Annotated in this window: 20 protein-coding genes; 16 read left to right on the top strand and 4 right to left on the bottom strand. The window is 62.8% G+C overall.

Going from position 1 to position 15,878, the window contains the following annotated elements:
* Positions 1-175 precede the first annotated feature (175 nt).
* The 12 genes from HX815_RS07305 to madM all read left to right on the top strand — a co-directional run bounded on the left by HX815_RS07305 (position 176) and on the right by madM (position 9,257).
* Positions 176-502 (top strand): DUF6124 family protein, encoded by a 327-nt coding sequence (locus HX815_RS07305; RefSeq protein WP_177028013.1) that lies wholly within the window; start codon positions 176-178, stop codon positions 500-502.
* A 62-nt stretch (positions 503-564) separates the two neighbouring features.
* A complete protein-coding gene (locus HX815_RS07300; RefSeq protein WP_003216798.1) occupies positions 565-1,194 on the top strand; it encodes a nucleotidyltransferase domain-containing protein in 630 nt (209 codons plus the stop codon).
* Positions 1,157-1,585, top strand: coding sequence for a hypothetical protein (locus HX815_RS07295; RefSeq protein WP_003216800.1), 429 nt, complete (start codon positions 1,157-1,159; stop codon positions 1,583-1,585). Before HX815_RS07300 ends, HX815_RS07295 begins: the two co-directional genes overlap by 38 nt.
* Positions 1,586-1,912: 327 nt before the next feature.
* Positions 1,913-3,583 (top strand): malonate decarboxylase subunit alpha, encoded by a 1,671-nt coding sequence (gene mdcA / locus HX815_RS07290; RefSeq protein ID WP_023659312.1) that lies wholly within the window; start codon positions 1,913-1,915, stop codon positions 3,581-3,583.
* Positions 3,584-4,432, top strand: a complete 849-nt coding sequence (locus HX815_RS07285; RefSeq protein ID WP_008434131.1) for a triphosphoribosyl-dephospho-CoA synthase — start codon at positions 3,584-3,586, stop codon at positions 4,430-4,432.
* The gene (locus tag HX815_RS07280) at positions 4,432-4,731 is read left to right on the top strand and encodes a malonate decarboxylase subunit delta (protein WP_003216806.1); all 300 of its coding nucleotides are present in this window, start codon (positions 4,432-4,434) and stop codon (positions 4,729-4,731) included. Before HX815_RS07285 ends, HX815_RS07280 begins: the two co-directional genes overlap by 1 nt.
* Complete coding sequence (locus tag HX815_RS07275; RefSeq protein WP_102370090.1) at positions 4,724-5,566, top strand: biotin-independent malonate decarboxylase subunit beta; 843 nt, start codon at positions 4,724-4,726, stop codon at positions 5,564-5,566. The genes HX815_RS07280 and HX815_RS07275 overlap by 8 nt, the downstream gene beginning before the upstream one ends.
* The gene (mdcE, locus tag HX815_RS07270) at positions 5,563-6,339 is read left to right on the top strand and encodes a biotin-independent malonate decarboxylase subunit gamma (RefSeq protein WP_177028012.1); all 777 of its coding nucleotides are present in this window, start codon (positions 5,563-5,565) and stop codon (positions 6,337-6,339) included. The genes HX815_RS07275 and mdcE overlap by 4 nt, the downstream gene beginning before the upstream one ends.
* Positions 6,333-6,929: a malonate decarboxylase holo-ACP synthase gene (locus HX815_RS07265; protein ID WP_177028011.1), complete on the top strand. Its 597-nt coding sequence runs from the start codon at positions 6,333-6,335 to the stop codon at positions 6,927-6,929. Before mdcE ends, HX815_RS07265 begins: the two co-directional genes overlap by 7 nt.
* Complete coding sequence (gene mdcH, locus HX815_RS07260) at positions 6,926-7,831, top strand: malonate decarboxylase subunit epsilon (RefSeq protein ID WP_003216814.1); 906 nt, start codon at positions 6,926-6,928, stop codon at positions 7,829-7,831. The genes HX815_RS07265 and mdcH overlap by 4 nt, the downstream gene beginning before the upstream one ends.
* A 246-nt stretch (positions 7,832-8,077) precedes the next feature.
* Positions 8,078-8,491, top strand: coding sequence for a malonate transporter subunit MadL (gene madL, locus HX815_RS07255; protein ID WP_003216818.1), 414 nt, complete (start codon positions 8,078-8,080; stop codon positions 8,489-8,491).
* Between the two features lies 1 nt (position 8,492).
* Positions 8,493-9,257, top strand: coding sequence for a malonate transporter subunit MadM (gene madM / locus HX815_RS07250; protein WP_003216820.1), 765 nt, complete (start codon positions 8,493-8,495; stop codon positions 9,255-9,257).
* A 156-nt stretch (positions 9,258-9,413) separates the two neighbouring features.
* Here the strand turns inward: madM and HX815_RS07245 are convergent, their stop codons facing one another.
* From HX815_RS07245 to HX815_RS07235, 3 genes are read right to left on the bottom strand one after another with little or no spacing between them, the layout of a single operon-like run.
* Complete coding sequence (locus tag HX815_RS07245) at positions 9,414-10,328, bottom strand: LysR substrate-binding domain-containing protein (protein WP_003216822.1); 915 nt, start codon at positions 10,326-10,328, stop codon at positions 9,414-9,416.
* Between the two features lie 37 nt (positions 10,329-10,365).
* Complete coding sequence (locus HX815_RS07240) at positions 10,366-10,908, bottom strand: chromate transporter (RefSeq protein WP_008434119.1); 543 nt, start codon at positions 10,906-10,908, stop codon at positions 10,366-10,368.
* On the bottom strand, positions 10,908-11,474 hold the full coding sequence (locus HX815_RS07235) for a chromate transporter (RefSeq protein ID WP_003216826.1): 567 nt from the start codon (positions 11,472-11,474) through the stop codon (positions 10,908-10,910). The genes HX815_RS07240 and HX815_RS07235 overlap by 1 nt, the downstream gene beginning before the upstream one ends.
* Before the next feature lie 235 nt (positions 11,475-11,709).
* Between HX815_RS07235 and HX815_RS07230 the strand changes: the two genes are divergently transcribed.
* The gene (locus HX815_RS07230) at positions 11,710-12,327 is read left to right on the top strand and encodes a hemolysin III family protein (protein ID WP_003216828.1); all 618 of its coding nucleotides are present in this window, start codon (positions 11,710-11,712) and stop codon (positions 12,325-12,327) included.
* Here the strand turns inward: HX815_RS07230 and HX815_RS07225 are convergent.
* On the bottom strand, positions 12,322-13,224 hold the full coding sequence (locus HX815_RS07225; RefSeq protein WP_177028010.1) for a LysR family transcriptional regulator: 903 nt from the start codon (positions 13,222-13,224) through the stop codon (positions 12,322-12,324). The genes HX815_RS07230 and HX815_RS07225 overlap by 6 nt on opposite strands.
* A gap of 108 nt (positions 13,225-13,332) precedes the next feature.
* Between HX815_RS07225 and HX815_RS07220 the strand changes: the two genes are divergently transcribed.
* Genes HX815_RS07220 through HX815_RS07210 form a run of 3 tightly spaced genes read left to right on the top strand, consistent with a single transcriptional unit; the run spans position 13,333 to position 15,868 of the window.
* Positions 13,333-14,574, top strand: coding sequence for a D-amino acid dehydrogenase (locus tag HX815_RS07220; RefSeq protein ID WP_003216831.1), 1,242 nt, complete (start codon positions 13,333-13,335; stop codon positions 14,572-14,574).
* Positions 14,575-14,584: 10 nt separating this feature from the next.
* Positions 14,585-14,938, top strand: a complete 354-nt coding sequence (locus HX815_RS07215) for a RidA family protein (protein WP_177028009.1) — start codon at positions 14,585-14,587, stop codon at positions 14,936-14,938.
* Between the two features lie 27 nt (positions 14,939-14,965).
* Positions 14,966-15,868, top strand: coding sequence for a transporter substrate-binding domain-containing protein (locus HX815_RS07210; RefSeq protein WP_003216836.1), 903 nt, complete (start codon positions 14,966-14,968; stop codon positions 15,866-15,868).
* The last annotated feature ends 10 nt before the right edge of the window (positions 15,869-15,878 follow it).

Below are 15,878 nucleotides of genomic sequence, written 5' to 3'. Positions count from 1 at the left end.
TCAACGGGCGTTTTTTATGCCTGCTGTATTTCTTATGGCGGCTGTGCGTGGGAGATCCCTTGGGGTCTGCCGGGGTCCGATATGCCCGGTCTTGCACACCTGCGCACAGCTGCCACCTTATTCGCGTGCAAGCGGACGGTGTCAGCTTCCCTAATACATATCGGAGCTGCACATCATGTTCAAACCTACCCCCAATCCGCCCCACAACACCGAAATCGAACACCGCAAACTCCAGGCCGCCGCCGAGCGTGCGATGGATCATTACTTTCCGCCTTCGGCTTCATCTTCACTCTTTACCGTCACCCCCTCTCAATCCACCGAAGCCCTGCTGGCCAACGCTTCTGAAACCTTTGCCTCACTCAACGCCCTGACTTCCAACCTGGCCTTTGAATTGGAAGGTTCCCAGCGCGGCGTGGTGCTGGCCATTCAGCAGATGAGTGAGCTGGGGCAGTTACTGGTTGATCAGGCACTGGAGCAGGTTGCTCCTTCTTGCGCAGCCTAAAAACTTGATCGTTCCCAAAAAGGGACCTATCGTTCCCTTTTTGGGACTCTTCGGTCGCTGCCATGCAAACCCTGCCCCTTAGCACTGCGCTATTCACCGTGACTCAGCAGAAAGTCTTGGGTTTGCTCTTTGGCAAGCCCGACCATAGCTTCTTCACCAATGAAATCGCCCGCTGGGCAAAGGTGGGCAAGGGCAGCCTGACCCGCGAGCTGGAGCGTTTGCAGTTGGCAGGCATCCTGACGGTGACGCGCCAGGGCAACCAAACCCACTACCAGGCCAACCCGCAGTGCCCCGTTTACTCGGAGCTGTTGGCCATCGTGCGCAAGACCCTGAGCCTGGATGAGCCATTGCGCAACGCACTGGCTCCATTTGCCACGCAACTGAAGTGGGCATTTATCTACGGTTCCATCGCCAAGGGCGAGGCGCACTCATCCAGTGACATAGATCTGATGCTGATCGGCGAAAGCCTCAACTACAGTGAAGTCATGGAGCAGCTCATGCCGCTGGAAGAGCAACTGGGCCGCACCATCAACCCGACGCTCTATACCCCCGAAGACTGGATCGGCAAATGGAATGCCGGTCATAGTTTTGTGCAGCGGGTGGCGGAGCAGGACAAGATCAACCTGATTGGGGAAAACCCCGTGGAGTCCAAGGATGGACAGCAAGGCAAACCTGGAGAACCTGCAACGTAGTGGTGGCTTGAAGGCTGAGCCGCCGGATCGCACGGAATGTGATGGGTTGATGCGCTCTGCCCGTGATCGATTGAAGGACGCCAAAACCCCGCAATTATCTTTCGCCAGCCGTTTTGATTTGGCTTACAACGCGGCCCACGCAATCGCCCTCACAGCCTTGCGCTTGCACGGCTATCGCTCGGACAAGCGCTATCTGGTGTTCCAATGCCTGCTTCATACCACCGCAGCCAACAAGGTTCAGGTAAGACTGTTTGCGCTATGCCACGAGCGCCGCAACCTGGCGGAATATGAAGGGTATATGGATGAGGATGAGGGGTTGTTGGAGCAACTGATTGCGCATACTCAAGCGCTATTGAAGGAGGTCGAACAGTGGGTGACTAACCAGAAATAGCGGCTTGGGTGATGAAGCGAGATCAGTCCCAAAAAGGGACTGATCGTTCCCATTTTGGGACTTCTGCGCACGTTCTCCCGAACAGCGCTGAGCAAATGTGGGAGCGGGCTTGCTCGCGAATGCGGTGTGTCAGTACCCGATTTATCAACTGACCCACCGCATTCGCGAGCAAGCCCGCTCCCACATTTGAACTGTGTTGAGCCCGAGCCTCAGCATTTGCTAATTAACCATTACTCCAATCGTAACGGTTCACCGCCCAGCTTGATTGATGCCCCCCCAATACCCTCCTAAGGTACAGCCCACGACAGCAAATCCCGTGGAGCGACCATGACAACAACAACTTCCCCCGACTCGCGCTGGACGCGGCGGCGCGATGAGAAGCAGCGCCGCCTCGCATTGGTGCGATCCTTCGCCGATGGCGCCGTGCTCCCCAGCGAGCGCATTGTCGAAGCCCTGGAAGCCCTGATCCTCCCCGGCGACCGCGTGGTGCTGGAGGGCAACAACCAGAAGCAGGCCGATTTCCTCTCGCGCTCCCTGGCCAAGGCCGACCCCGCCAAGCTCCACGACCTGCACATGATCATGCCCAGCGTCGGCCGCTCCGAGCACCTGGACCTGTTTGAAAAGGGCATCGCCCGCAAGCTGGATTTCTCCTTCGCCGGCACCCAGTCCCTGCGCATCAGCCAATTGCTGGAAGACGGCCTGCTGGAAATTGGCGCGATTCATACCTACATCGAACTCTACGCGCGGCTGGTGGTGGACCTGATCCCCAACGTGGTCCTGTCGGCCGGCTTCATGGCCGACCGCGCCGGCAATATCTACACCGGCCCGAGTACCGAAGACACACCCGCGCTGATCGAGCCGGCCGCCTTCAGCGATGGCATCGTCATCGTCCAGGTCAACCAACTGGTGGATGACGTCACCGACCTGCCGCGCGTCGACATCCCCGCGAGCTGGGTCGATTTCGTGGTGGTCGCTGACAAGCCCTTCTACATCGAACCGCTGTTCACCCGCGACCCACGCCACATCAAGCCCGTGCATGTGTTGATGGCGATGATGGCGATCCGCGGCATCTATGAAAAACACAACGTTCAGTCGCTGAACCATGGCATCGGTTTCAACACCGCCGCCATCGAATTGATCCTGCCGACCTACGGTGAATCCCTGGGCCTGAAGGGCAAGATCTGTCGCAACTGGACCCTCAACCCGCACCCAACCCTGATCCCGGCCATCGAAAGCGGCTGGGTCGAAAGCGTGCATTGCTTCGGCACCGAACTGGGCATGGAGAACTACATCGCCGCCCGGCCGGATGTGTTCTTCACGGGTCGCGACGGCTCGCTGCGCTCCAACCGAATGTTCTGCCAACTGGCCGGCCAGTACGCGGTGGACCTGTTTATCGGCGCCACCTTGCAGGTCGATGGCGACGGGCATTCCTCCACCGTTACCCGTGGCCGCCTCGCCGGTTTTGGCGGTGCGCCGAACATGGGCCACGACCCGCGCGGTCGCCGCCATGGCACACCCGCCTGGCTCGACATGCGCCACGACGACGCCCCGGAAGCCTTGCTCGAACGCGGCAAAAAGCTCGTGGTGCAGATGGTCGAGACCTTCCAGGAAGGCGGCAAACCCACCTTTGTCGAAACCCTCGACGCGGTGGAAGTCGCCCGCAAAAGCGGCATGCCCCTGGCGCCGATCATGATCTACGGCGACGACGTCACGCACCTGCTCACCGAAGAAGGCATCGCCTACCTGTACAAGGCCCGTTCCCTGGAAGAGCGCCAGGCGATGATCGCCGCCGTGGCCGGGGTGACCGCCATCGGCTTGCGCCACAACCCCAAGGACACCGCACGCATGCGTCGCGAAGGCTTGATTGCGCTGCCCGAAGACCTCGGCATCCGCCGCACCGATGCCACCCGCGAGCTGCTGGCCGCCAAGAGCGTGGCCGATCTGGTGGAGTGGTCCGGTGGCTTGTACAACCCGCCCGCCAAGTTCAGGAGCTGGTAAATGCACGCACTCAAACTGCACGACCTGACACTGGCCGAACGCCTGGCCGACATGGCCGTCGACGCCTTGATTGATGAGGCGGACCTGTCGCCGAAACCCGCCCTGGTAGACCGTCGCGGCAACGGTGCCCATACCGATTTGCACCTCGGCTTGATGCACGCCTCGGCGCTGTCGCTGTGGCCGGCGTTCAAGGAAATGGCCGAGGCCGCTGTCGAATTTGGCGAAGTCGGTTTGCCCCTGCGTGAAGCCCTCGGGCGCATCGGTCGCGAAGGTGAGCAGGCGATGCTCGTCACCACCAGCGGCGTTAATACCCATCGCGGTGCGATCTGGGCCCTCGGCCTGTTAGTCGCCGCCGCCGCACTGCAACCGGAATCCTGCACTGCCAGCGCGGTGACGTTGCGCGCCGCCCGCCTGGCCTTGCTCAACGACCGTTACGCACCGCAACCGCTGAGCCACGGCGCCCAGGTCGCACAACGCTACGGCGCACGCGGTGCCCGCGAAGAGGCGCAACTGGGCTTTCCGTCGGTGCTGCAACGCGGCCTGCCCCAACTGAAGAAAAGCCGCCTGCAGCAACACGGCGAACAGAACGCGCGCCTCGACGCCTTGCTGGCGATCATGACCGACCTGGCCGACACCTGCGTGCTCTACCGCGCCGGTCCTGAAGGCTTGCAGGCCATGCAACAAGGCGCTCAAGCGGTGCTGGACGCCGGCGGCAGTGCAAGCCTCGCCGGCCGCCGCCAACTGCATGAGCTGGACCAGCAACTGCTGGCGCTGAATGCCTCCCCCGGTGGCGCCGCCGACCTGTTGGCCGCCTGCCTGTTTATCGACCGCCTCGACGGAGCGCTGTGATGGAAACCTTATCCTTTGAATTTCCCGCCGGGCAGCCCGCCAAGGGCCGCGCGCTGGTAGGTTGCGTCGGCTCCGGCGACCTCGAAGTGCTGCTGGAACCGGGCACCGCCGGCACCCTGACGATTCAGGTGCAAACCTCGGTCAATGGTGCGCAGCTACGTTGGCAGCATCTGTTCGAGCGGATCTTCCAGGAACAGACACCCCCCGCATTGAACATCGATATCCACGACTTCGGCGCCACACCCGGCGTGGTGCGCTTGCGCCTGGAGCAAGGCTTCGAGGAGATCGGTCATGACTGACTTGCTGAACAAACACAGCTTCGTCGAACTCGGCGCCCGGCAACGGGCCAAGGCCTTGCTCGACGCGGGCAGCTATCGCGAACTGATCGACCCGTTCCAGCGCGTCATGTCGCCGTGGCTGAGCCGCCAGGGCGTGGTGCCGCAGGCAGATGACGGCGTGGTGATCGCCAAGGGCAGCATCGCCGGCTTGCCGGTGGTCATCGCGGCCATCGAAGGCAATTTCCAGGGCGGCAGTCTCGGTGAAGTCGGCGGCGCAAAGATGGCCGGAGCACTGGAGTTGGCTGCTGAAGACAACCGCAACGGCATCCCGACGCGCGCCATCCTGCTGCTGGAAACCGGCGGCGTGCGCTTGCAGGAAGCCAACCTGGGCTTGGCTGCCATCGCCGATATCCATGCGGCGATTGTCGACCTGCGCCAGTACCAGCCGGTGATCGGCGTGGTGGCGGGCAGCGTCGGTTGTTTTGGCGGCATGTCCATCGCGGCAGGCTTGTGCAGTTATCTGCTGGTGACCCGTGAGGCGCGCCTTGGCCTGAACGGCCCGCAGGTAATCGAGCAGGAAGCCGGCCTTGAAGAATACGACTCCCGTGACCGGCCCTTCATCTGGAGCCTGACCGGCGGTGAGCAGCGTTTCAACAGTGGCTTGGCCGACCGGTATGTGGCCGACGACGTGGCGCAGATTCAGCAGCAGATCACTGAGTTGCTGCAACAAGGCTTGCCGGAAAACCAGCGCAGCCGTCAGGTTGATCACTATCTGGAACGCCTGGCCGCACTGAACGCCGAACCGCAAATCGACCCGGCGACGGTTCGCGATCTGTATCAGGGAGAACGCTCATGAGAGGTTTGCAGTGGTTCAACGCATTGAGCGGCGACGCAGCGCCAGTGAGCGGTTTGCCGAACTCGCTGAAAGTCGCCGACGGTGTGCTCGGTGATCAGCCAGTGCGCTTTATCGCGGTGGTCACCGACCCGCAAAACCGCTTCCCTCGCGCTCGCAACGGTGAAGTCGGTTTGCTGGAAGGCTGGGGCTTGGCCAAGGCGGTTGATGAAGCGATCGATACCGGCGACAAGCGTCCGCTGATTGCCATCGTGGATGTGCCGAGCCAGGCCTACGGTCGTCGCGAAGAGGCCTTGGGCATTCACCAGGCATTGGCCGCCGCTGCCGACAGCTACGCCCGTGCCCGCCTGGCCGGTCACCCGGTGATCGCGCTGCTGGTGGGCAAGGCGATGTCCGGCGCCTTCCTCGCCCATGGTTACCAGGCCAACCGCCTGATTGCCCTGCGCGACCCCGGCGTGATGGTGCATGCCATGGGCAAGGCTTCGGCGGCGCGGGTAACCCTGCGCAGTGTTGAAGAGCTGGAAACCCTGGCCGCCAGCGTGCCGCCGATGGCCTATGACATCGACAGCTATGCCAGCCTCGGCTTGCTCTGGGAGACCTTGTCGGTCAGCCAGATCGAGCAGCCCACCACCGAAGATGTGGCGCGGGTCAGCGATTGCCTGGTGCAGGCGATCAAGGATGTGCAGGCCGGCGGTCGGGACCTGAGCGGTCGCCTGGGCGCCGCCAATCGCGCTGCCTCCAGCCACGTGCGCCAACTGCTGCGGGAGCAATGGTGAACGCTCACGACTTGCTCTGGGGCATGACCCCGGCGCATGCGCCCGCTGATGCGCCGGCCTGGGTGCTGGCAGCATTGGCCGCTGGGCATCCGGTGGTGGTGCGCCGGGCGAACGCGTCGCCGGGCGAGGTAGCGGTGGGGGTACGCGGGCGCTTGCGCGAGCAGCGCTTCGCCGCCGTGATGCCGATGGCGGCGGTGCAGCGGCGCGTGGTGCCGGAAGACCTGCGCGGTGTGATCTCGCCAAGGGATTTGCCGGCGTTGCAGGCCCTCGCTCAGTTGCAACCGGTGCTGGCGGGAGAGAGTTGGGGCGTCACCGGCAGTGCGGGTTTCGAGTTGGCCAGCGGTGTCGAAGCGCTGCATGCCAAGAGCGATCTGGATTTGATTTTGCGCACGCCCGAGCGCCTTGATCGCAGCGATGCAGAGGACCTGCTGGCGATACTGGATACGGCGGTGTGCGCCGTGGACCTGCAACTGCAAACGCCTTTTGGCGCGGTCGCGTTGCGTGAATGGGCCGGTGGTTCGCGTCGCGTGCTGCTGAAGAACGCCAGCGGCGCGCAGCTGGTGCTCGATCCTTGGCAGGCCGTGGCATGAGTAGCCTCCTGGCATTCCCGGGGCAGGGCGCCCAGCGTCCCGGCATGCTCCAGCAATTGCCGCGTGCGGTGCTGGACGAAGCCAGTGCTGCCCTCAATGAGGATGTGCTTACCCTGGATTCTGCCGAAGCGCTGGCCTCGACCCGTGCCGTGCAGCTCTGCCTGTTGATTGCCGGTGTCGCCAGTGCGCGTTTGCTGGAACACACCCCCGATTACGTCGCCGGCCTGTCCATTGGTGCCTATCCGGCCGCCGTGATCGCCGGCTCGCTGGACTTTGCCGACGCGTTGAAACTCGTCAGCCTGCGCGGCGAATTGATGCAACACGCGTATCCCCACGGCTACGGCATGACCGCCCTTATCGGCCCGGACCTGTCCACCGTCGAGGCCTTGCTTGCTCAGGTCCACAGTCCGCAAACCCCGGTTTACCTGGCCAATATCAATGCCGACAACCAGACGGTCATCGCCGGCAGCGATGAGGCCATGAAGGCGGTCGCCAATCTGGTGCGCGGCAACGGCGTCGCCAAACGCCTGGCCGTCAGCGTGCCGTCTCATTGCGTACTGCTGGAAAAACCCGCCGAGGCCCTGGCCGAAGCATTCGCCCAAGTGACACTGAAACCGCCGAGCATCACCTACCTGAGCAGCACCCGCGCCCGGCCGATCCACAACACCGAACACCTGCGCGACGACCTCGCCTTCAACATGTGCCGCATCGTCGACTGGCGCGGCACCGTGCAAAGCGCCTTCGAGCGCGGTGTGCGCCTGCATATCGAACTGCCTCCCGGTGCCGTGCTTACAGGCCTTGCGCGCCGGGTGTTCGAGCAAGGCACCGTCATCGCCTTCGAAGGCGCCCGCCTGGACACCTTGCAGGCCTTGCTGCGAGAGGAGGGAAACCATCACCGATAGAGCTCCACCAAGGCTGATGCTGGTCGGTCAAGAGATAGAGCGGGTCACCAATGACCTGTGGCGAGGGAGCTTGCTCCCGTTGGAGTGCGCAGCGCTCCGAGGATTTCAGGGCCGCTACGCAGCCCAACGGGAGCAAGCTCCCTCGCCACAGGTACGGTATTCATCTTTATCGGATCGGCATTGCCGCCCAAGGCTTTCGAAGCACAAAAACAACAATTTCGATGAAGCACTTTGAGGACAACCATCATGATTATTTACGGTGTGGCGTTGCTGGCGATCTGCATGTTGGCCGGCGTGATTCTGGGCGACATGCTCGGCGTGTTGCTGGGAGTCAAATCCAACGTGGGCGGGGTGGGGATCGCGATGATCCTGCTGATCTGCGCACGGTTGTGGATGCACAAACACGGCGGCATGACCAAGGAATGCGAGATGGGTGTCGGCTTCTGGGGTGCCATGTACATCCCGGTGGTGGTGGCGATGGCGGCGCAACAGAACGTGGTGACCGCGCTGCACGGCGGCCCGGTGGCGGTGCTGGCGGCGATTGGTTCGGTGGTGGTGTGCGGTTGCACGATTGCCTTGATCAGCCGCACGCACAAGGGCGAACCGCTGCCCGATGAAGAGCCGCTGATTGCGGCTGCACCTGTCGCGGGAGGTCGCTGATATGTGGGAACTCATCGAGAAAGGCCTGGCAAATAACGGCTTGGTCACCGCCTTTGCATTTGTCGGCGTGGTGATGTGGATTTCGGTGGTGCTGTCCAAGCGCCTGACCTTCGGACGCATCCACGGCTCAGCCATCGCGATTGTGATCGGGCTGGTGCTGGCCTGGGTGGGCGGCACCTTGACCGGCGGCCAGAAAGGCCTGGCGGATGTGGCGCTGTTTTCCGGGATCGGCTTGATGGGCGGCGCCATGCTGCGGGACTTTGCCATCGTGGCCACGGCGTTTGAAGTACAGGCCACCGAGGCGCGCAAGGCCGGCTTGATTGGTGCCATTGCCTTGCTGCTGGGCACGGTGCTGCCGTTTATTGTGGGCGCGAGTATCGCCTGGGCGTTTGGTTATCGCGATGCGATCAGCATGACCACCATCGGCGCGGGCGCGGTGACGTACATCGTCGGGCCGGTGACCGGGGCGGCGTTGGGGGCAAGCTCGGATGTGGTGGCGCTGTCCATTGCGACTGGGTTGATCAAGGCGATCCTGGTGATGGTGGGCACGCCCATGGCGGCACGCTGGATGGGCCTGGATAACCCGCGCTCGGCGATGGTGTTTGGCGGCCTGGCCGGTACGGTGAGCGGCGTGACGGCAGGCCTGGCGGCGACGGACCGGCGGTTGGTGCCGTATGGCGCACTGACCGCCACCTTTCACACCGGGCTTGGGTGTTTGCTGGGGCCGTCGGTGCTGTACTTCATCGTGCGCGGGATCGTCGGCTGACCCGAGAGGTGTCGACCGCTTTTGTGGCGAGGGAGCTTGCTCCCGCTGGAGCGCGAAGCGGTCCCAATGCATTCCTCCTGAAACAACGCGAGCGCTGATTTTACGACTGCTGCGCAGCCGAGCGGGAGCAAGCTCCCTCGCCACAGGGGATCATTGTCAGGTTTGGCGGTTCGCATACATCCGGCACTCTGCCAACAGCGCGAGCAAGTTCGGGTCGCGCTCCTTGGCTTTCAGAAACACCACGCCAATGTGCTGCTGCAAACGGTAGCGCGGTTGCAGGGGAATCAGCTTCACCCGGTTCTCGTACACCGCCGCAATCCGTCCCGGCAGCAGCGCATAACCCACGCCCGAGCTGACCATGCTCAGCAGGGTGAAGATGTCGTTGACCTGCATCGCCACCTTCGGCTCGAACCCTGCCTGCTTGAATACGCGGTTGCCATCCTGATGGGTGGCGAAGCCTTGGGTGAGGGTGATGAAGGTGGCGTCGCGCACGTCCGCCAGGTCGATTTCCTGTTCGCGGTCGAAGGGTGAATCGGCCGGGGTGGCGAGGAAGATGTCGTCGGAAAACAGCGCGATCTGCTCGCAGTCCGGATCGTTGGCGTGCTCGTCGAGGGAGATCAGGATCGCATCGACTTCCATGTTCTTCAGCTTGTACAGCAGGTCGAAATTCGACCCGAGGATCAGGTCGATATTCAGCTCGCTACGGCGAATCTTCAGCCCCATGATCAACTGCGGCACGGTCTTCACCGTCAGCGAATACAGCGAGCCCAGCTTGAAGCGCTCGGCGGAAAAGCCGGCGGCCTCGCGGGTCACCCGCACGCTGTCGACCACATCCTGCACCAGCTTCTGCGCGCGCTCTTCCAGCACATAGGCGCTTTCCAGCGGCGTGAGGTTGCGCCCTTCGTGCTTGAACAGCGGGCAGCGCAGGGCGTTTTCCAGGGAGTGGATCGCCCGGTGCACGCTGACGTTGCTGGTCTGCAATTCAGCCGCCGCCCGCGCCAGGTTGCCGGTGCGCATGAACGCCAGGAAAATTTCCAGCTTCTTGAGGGTGAACTCTTCGTCGATCAGCATGGGCGTGACTCTTGTTCGAATACCGTCGATTGTGCCCCTAAAACCAGTTCACTCCCAGCCATGCACTGCACAGGCCCAACACTACGCCGAGGATGATCAGCCAGATCGCGTTGAGTCTTGTGTAATACACCACGGCAGCGCTGGCCAGGGTCAGTACCAGGCTGGTGGCGTTGTTTTCCAGGCTGTTCATCAGGATGTAGCTGGCGGCCAGGATCAGCCCGATGGAGATCGGCAGCAGGCTGCCTTTGACCCGCTGCACCCACGGGGTCTTGGTGTGTTTTTCCAGCCAGCCGGCGCCGAAGTAGGTGAGCACCGAGCAGGGCACCAGCTTGGCGGTCAGGGCCACCAGGGCGCCGGGCAACCCGGCGGCTTGCTGGCCGATAAATACCAGGAACATGCCATTGGGCCCGGGCAATGCCTGGGACAGGGCGAAGAAGGCGACGAACTGGGCGTCGGTGATCCAGTTCATGTCGGTGACGGTGTAGCGGTGGATATCGCTCAGGGCCACGGTGTTGCCGCCAATCGCCATCAGCGACCACAGCGCGCATTGGATCATCAGGTGAAACAGCACGCTCTGCATCAGCCGGCCACCTTCTGCTTGCCCATGAAGCTCAAGGCCAACGAGCTGGGAATGCAGATCAGCAGGACCATCCACAACGGCAGCACCAGCACCGCCATCAACACGAAGGTCAGGACGAACGCGCTGTAGTTGGCCAGGGTCCGCGGCATGGCCTTGAGCAGGCGCAGAGTGGTGCCGAGCATCAGCCCGGTGGCGATCGGCATCACCGCGCCGAAGATCTGCTGCACCACGTCATGGCTCCACCATTTGGCATAGGCGAAGCCGGCCAGCACGGTGATCAGCGAGGGGAACAGATACAAGCCGACCACGGTCACAACCGCACCCGGCAAACCGTGCAGGCGCCGACCGTAGATGATGCCGACGTTGGCGATATTCGGCCCGGGAAAGAATTGGCCGGTGGTCAGCAGCTCGTTGAAGCCTTGTTCGCTGACCCACTGCCTGCGGTCGACCATCATCTGCCGCGCCCAGGGCATCACGCCGCCGAAGCCAAACAGGCCGACCATGGCGAAGTTGTAAAACAACTGCCACAGACTCGGGTGGGGCTGGGCAGGTTCGAGGTCGGGCATGGGCGTTACCGATGAGGGGCTTTTATGTAGGAGCTGGCTTGCCGGCGATAGCGGTGGGTCAGACATGCATCTGCTGCTGATACACCGCTATCGCCGGCAAGCCAGCTCCCACAGGATGAAGCGAATCATCCATCGGCATGTGTATTTGGGCAAATGAAGAAAGGTTGTTACCTGATATTGGGTGGGTGACGTCAGAATGGTCGAGGTGATAACCGTTATTCGAGGTGAGTGACACATGTATCACGGGGAACGATTCAACGCCTGGAGCCACTTGCTCGGGGCGGTTGCGGCTTTTGTGGGTGCGGTATGGATGTTGGTGGTGGCCAGTATGGACGGCAACCCCTGGAAGATTGTCAGCGTAGCGATCTACGGTTTCACATTGCTGGTGTTGTACAGCGCGTCCACCGTTTACCACAGCGTGCGCGGGCGCAAGAAAGCGATCATGCAGAAGGTCGATCACTTTTCGATCTACCTGCTGATTGCCGGCAGCTACACGCCGTTTTGCCTGGTGACGCTGCGCGGGCCGTGGGGCTGGACGCTGTTCGGGATTGTGTGGGGGCTGGCGGTGATCGGCATCCTGCAGGAGATCAAGCCACGCTCCGAGGCGCGGATTTTGTCGATCGTGATCTATGCGGTGATGGGCTGGATTGTGCTGGTGGCGGTCAAGCCGCTGATTGCTGCGCTGGGGCCTACCGGGTTTGCCTGGCTGGCGTCGGGCGGGGTGCTGTATACCGTGGGCATTATTTTCTTTGCCTTGGAGGACCGCTTGCGGCACTCCCACGGGATCTGGCATTTGTTCGTGATTGGCGGCAGCCTGCTGCATTTCGTGGCGATCATGGGGTACGTGTTATAGCCGGTCCAATTGCTCATGGGCCCGGCTGCCGAAGATCTCCAACAGGCTCGCCAGCATATGCGGCGGCGGTTCGTCGGCGCGGGTCAGGGCGTACAAGGTGATTGGCAGTGGCGGCGCAAGGGGGCGAATGCAAGTAGTGGCCGGTGATGCGCCGAGGGCGGTGAACGGATCAATCACCGCCAGCCCGGCGCCGGATTCGACCATGGCCCTGGCCAGGGAATAGGTCTGCACTGCGATGCTGACCCGTGGCGGTGGATCGACCGCTTCCAGGTAGCTGTCCAGCTTCGCCGACAACGGGTCGGCGCTGGACAGGCCAATCAACGGCGCGCCCGCCAGGGCCATCAGCGGCAACGGTTTGCCCAGCTCGTTTTCCTTCCAGTAACCCTGCGGCGCCAGCGCCACCAGCACGCCGTGGGCCAACGGCTGGGCGTTCAGCCCTGGGTGATCGGGCGGTTGCAGGGTCAGCGCCACGTCGACCTCACGCATCAACAGGTTTTGCACCAGCTCGCGGCTGTGGGCGCTGGACAGCTCGCAGGCGATGTCCGGGTAGCGTTGGGTCCATTCGCGGATGGCCGGCGGCAGCAACGACAAGGCCAGCGCGGGTGTGGCGCCGATACGCAGGCTCTGGCCCGGCTCGCGGCGCAGGTTCTGTGCCAGGCGCCGCACGCCTTGCAGGCTTTCGGTCACCTTGTCGACTTCGCGCTCCAGCGCCAGCGCTTCCGGGGTTGGCTGCAGCTTGCCGCGTATACGCAGGAACAGCGGGAACCCCAACTGCAACTCGGCGTGCTGCAGCACCTTGCTCACCGCCGGCTGCGAGACGTGCAGCAACTGGGCGGCGGCGCTGATGGAGCCGGTCTGGCGGATGGCCTGGAAGATCTCGATATGACGCAAGCGCATGGGCAGTCCATAACCTTTGTTTATGGGTGACCCATCTTTATTCATTGTCCCGCCGCTGTCACCTGCCTCTAACCTTCAAGCCTGACATCGCACGGTTAAGGGACGCACATGGCTCAGCAGGTTTGCATCATCGGTGGCGGGGTTATCGGCCTGGCGAGTGCCTACGCGCTGGTGCGTGCCGGCATGCAGGTGACGGTGGTCGAAGCCCGGGAAACCCTGGGCAGCGAGACCAGCTTCGCCAACGGCGGGCAGTTGTCCTACCGCTATGTCGCACCGCTGGCCGACAAGGGTGTGCCGTTGCAAGCCATCGGCTGGATGCTGCGCGGTGACTCGCCGCTGAAGCTGCGCCCGCGCATGGACCCGGCGCAGTGGCGCTGGATGGCCTCGTTCCTGGGCGCCTGCCGTGGCTCGGTGAACCAGCGCAATGCGGCCCACCTGCTGCGCCTGGCGTCCTTGAGCCAGGGCACCCTGCAACGCTGGCGTGAAGAAGACCAACTGGGCGGTTTCCACTGGCGGCGCAACGGCAAGCTGGTGACCTTTCGCAGCCTCGACAGCTATGAACGTGCCTTGAATAAAGTGACCGACCCGCTGCAACAGCAAGTGCTCTCGGCGGCGGACTGCGCACGGCTGGAACCGACCCTAGACAGCGCCAGTTTTGCCGGCGGCATCTATACGCCCAATGAGGAGGTCGGCGACTGCCATGGGTTCTGCCAACAACTGGCGGCGCGCCTTGAAGCGTCGGGGCGCTGCACGTTCCTGATGGGGCGCAAGGTGACGGCGATTCGTCACAGCGCAGGCGCCGTGCAGGCTATCGAAATGGGCAGTGAAGTCTTGCCGGTGCAGCACCTGGTGCTGGCCGCCGGGCACCGCAGCCCCGAGCTGGCCTTGCCGGGTATGTCACTGCCGCTGTATCCCCTCAAGGGTTACAGCCTGAGCGTGCCGATTGGCGCGCAGCATCAGGCGCCGAACATCAGCATCACCGATTACGACCGCAAGATCGTCTACGCGCGCATCGGTGAGCAACTGCGGGTGGCGGCGATGGTGGATATTGTCGGCTTCGACACCCGCCTGGAACCCAAGCGCCTGGCGCTGATTAAACGCCAGGCACTTGAGACGTTCCCGCTGGCCGGTGACTACCAGCACGCGGTCGAATGGGCCGGTATGCGCCCGGCCACGCCTACCGGCGTGCCGTTGATTGGTGCCAGCGCCTACAGCAACCTGTGGCTTAACCTCGGCCACGGCGCCCTCGGGTTTACCCTGGCTTGCGGCAGCGGCCAGGTACTGGCCGAGTTGATTGGCCGGCACACCACTTCCATTGATATGCAGGGCTTCGCGCCCCGAGCCGCTTGAGGATATTTCGATGACCATCACCCGAATCAACAGCAACAGCCGCTTGTCTGGCGCCGTGGTTTTTCAGAATTTGGTGTTCCTGTCCGGCCAGGTGCCGGGCGAAGGCCGCGATGTGAGGACCCAGACCGAAGAGGTGCTGGCCAGGATTGATGCACTGCTGGCCGAGGCCGGCAGCGACAAGGATCATCTGCTGAATGCGACCATCTACCTGAACAATATCCAGGAGGGTTTTGCGCCGATGAATGAAGTCTGGTCCGCCTGGCTATCGCCGGGGCAGGCACCGACGCGCACCACGTTGCAGGCGCAGTTGGCGCGACCGGACGTGCTGGTCGAGATCAGTGTCATTGCAGTGCGCCGTACCTGAACCTTTAACCACCAACGGAGAATAACAATGCAAAAAATCACGTTGATCGGCTGCACCGTGGGGCTGTTGTTGGGGGCTCAGGCCCATGCCACCGAGGCCCCCTTGGACGGCACGCTGAGCAAGATCGCCAACGCCAAGAGCATCACCCTCGGCTATCGCGATGCCTCGGTGCCGTTTTCCTATGTGGGGGATCACAGCGGCAAGCCCATGGGCTATTCGGTGGAGCTGGCGAACAAGATCGTCGAGCGTATCCAGCAGAAAACCGGTGTGCCGAAGCTCAACGTGAAGTACAACCTGGTGACTTCCCAGACCCGCATAGCCCTGGTGCAAAACGGCACCGTGGACCTGGAATGCGGTTCCACCGGCGTGACCGCCGAGCGGCAGAAACAGGTGGCGTTTTCCTACGGGTTTATCTACGTGAAGGGCCAGTTGCTGACCGCCAACGACAGCGGCATCAAAAGCTTCGCCGACCTGCAAGGCAAGAACGTGGTAACCACCGCCGGCACCACCAACGAGCGGTTCCTCAAGAGCTACAACGTCGATCACAAACTGAACATGTCGGTGATCAGCGCCAAGGACCACGGCGAAGCCTTCCAGATGCTGCAATCCGGCCGGGCGGCGGCGTTCTACATGGATGACGCGTTGCTCTACGGCGAGCGCGCCAAGGCCAGGGACCCGCACAAGTGGGTGGTGGTCGGGGAAGAACAGTCGCGGGAAATCTACAGCTGCATGGTGCGCAAGGACGACCCGCAGTTTCTCGCGGTGGTCAACGAGACCCTGGCCGGGCTGTACAGCTCGGGGGAGATCAACGGCATTTACCAGCGCTGGTTTGAGCAGCCGATCCCGCCCAAGGGCTTGAACCTGGAATTCCCGATGACCAGTGAGTTGAAGGCGATTATTGCGACGCCTGTGAGTGACCCGGTGGAGTAGCGGAGTGCAA

It is taken from the genome of Pseudomonas sp. E6002 (genome assembly GCF_013385565.1).
Classification (GTDB): domain Bacteria; phylum Pseudomonadota; class Gammaproteobacteria; order Pseudomonadales; family Pseudomonadaceae; genus Aquipseudomonas.
This window is presented reverse-complemented; position numbering and strand designations above follow the sequence as displayed.

What these genes read in the sequence shown, in the direction of transcription:
- HX815_RS07275 (WP_102370090.1), top strand. Translation starts at nt 4,724, where the DNA reads ATGACTGACTTGCTGAACAAACACAGCTTCGTCGAACTCGGCGCCCGG.
- HX815_RS07280 (WP_003216806.1), top strand. Translation starts at nt 4,432, where the DNA reads ATGGAAACCTTATCCTTTGAATTTCCCGCCGGGCAGCCCGCCAAGGGC.
- HX815_RS07220 (WP_003216831.1), top strand. Translation starts at nt 13,333, where the DNA reads ATGGCTCAGCAGGTTTGCATCATCGGTGGCGGGGTTATCGGCCTGGCG.
- mdcA (WP_023659312.1), top strand. Translation starts at nt 1,913, where the DNA reads ATGACAACAACAACTTCCCCCGACTCGCGCTGGACGCGGCGGCGCGAT.
- HX815_RS07215 (WP_177028009.1), top strand. Translation starts at nt 14,585, where the DNA reads ATGACCATCACCCGAATCAACAGCAACAGCCGCTTGTCTGGCGCCGTG.
- HX815_RS07240 (WP_008434119.1), bottom strand. Translation starts at nt 10,908, where the DNA reads ATGCAGAGCGTGCTGTTTCACCTGATGATCCAATGCGCGCTGTGGTCG.
- mdcE (WP_177028012.1), top strand. Translation starts at nt 5,563, where the DNA reads ATGAGAGGTTTGCAGTGGTTCAACGCATTGAGCGGCGACGCAGCGCCA.
- HX815_RS07225 (WP_177028010.1), bottom strand. Translation starts at nt 13,224, where the DNA reads ATGCGCTTGCGTCATATCGAGATCTTCCAGGCCATCCGCCAGACCGGC.
- HX815_RS07265 (WP_177028011.1), top strand. Translation starts at nt 6,333, where the DNA reads ATGGTGAACGCTCACGACTTGCTCTGGGGCATGACCCCGGCGCATGCG.
- HX815_RS07230 (WP_003216828.1), top strand. Translation starts at nt 11,710, where the DNA reads ATGTATCACGGGGAACGATTCAACGCCTGGAGCCACTTGCTCGGGGCG.
- HX815_RS07210 (WP_003216836.1), top strand. Translation starts at nt 14,966, where the DNA reads ATGCAAAAAATCACGTTGATCGGCTGCACCGTGGGGCTGTTGTTGGGG.
- HX815_RS07245 (WP_003216822.1), bottom strand. Translation starts at nt 10,328, where the DNA reads ATGCTGATCGACGAAGAGTTCACCCTCAAGAAGCTGGAAATTTTCCTG.
- HX815_RS07295 (WP_003216800.1), top strand. Translation starts at nt 1,157, where the DNA reads ATGGACAGCAAGGCAAACCTGGAGAACCTGCAACGTAGTGGTGGCTTG.
- madL (WP_003216818.1), top strand. Translation starts at nt 8,078, where the DNA reads ATGATTATTTACGGTGTGGCGTTGCTGGCGATCTGCATGTTGGCCGGC.
- HX815_RS07285 (WP_008434131.1), top strand. Translation starts at nt 3,584, where the DNA reads ATGCACGCACTCAAACTGCACGACCTGACACTGGCCGAACGCCTGGCC.
- HX815_RS07305 (WP_177028013.1), top strand. Translation starts at nt 176, where the DNA reads ATGTTCAAACCTACCCCCAATCCGCCCCACAACACCGAAATCGAACAC.
- HX815_RS07235 (WP_003216826.1), bottom strand. Translation starts at nt 11,474, where the DNA reads ATGCCCGACCTCGAACCTGCCCAGCCCCACCCGAGTCTGTGGCAGTTG.
- mdcH (WP_003216814.1), top strand. Translation starts at nt 6,926, where the DNA reads ATGAGTAGCCTCCTGGCATTCCCGGGGCAGGGCGCCCAGCGTCCCGGC.
- madM (WP_003216820.1), top strand. Translation starts at nt 8,493, where the DNA reads ATGTGGGAACTCATCGAGAAAGGCCTGGCAAATAACGGCTTGGTCACC.
- HX815_RS07300 (WP_003216798.1), top strand. Translation starts at nt 565, where the DNA reads ATGCAAACCCTGCCCCTTAGCACTGCGCTATTCACCGTGACTCAGCAG.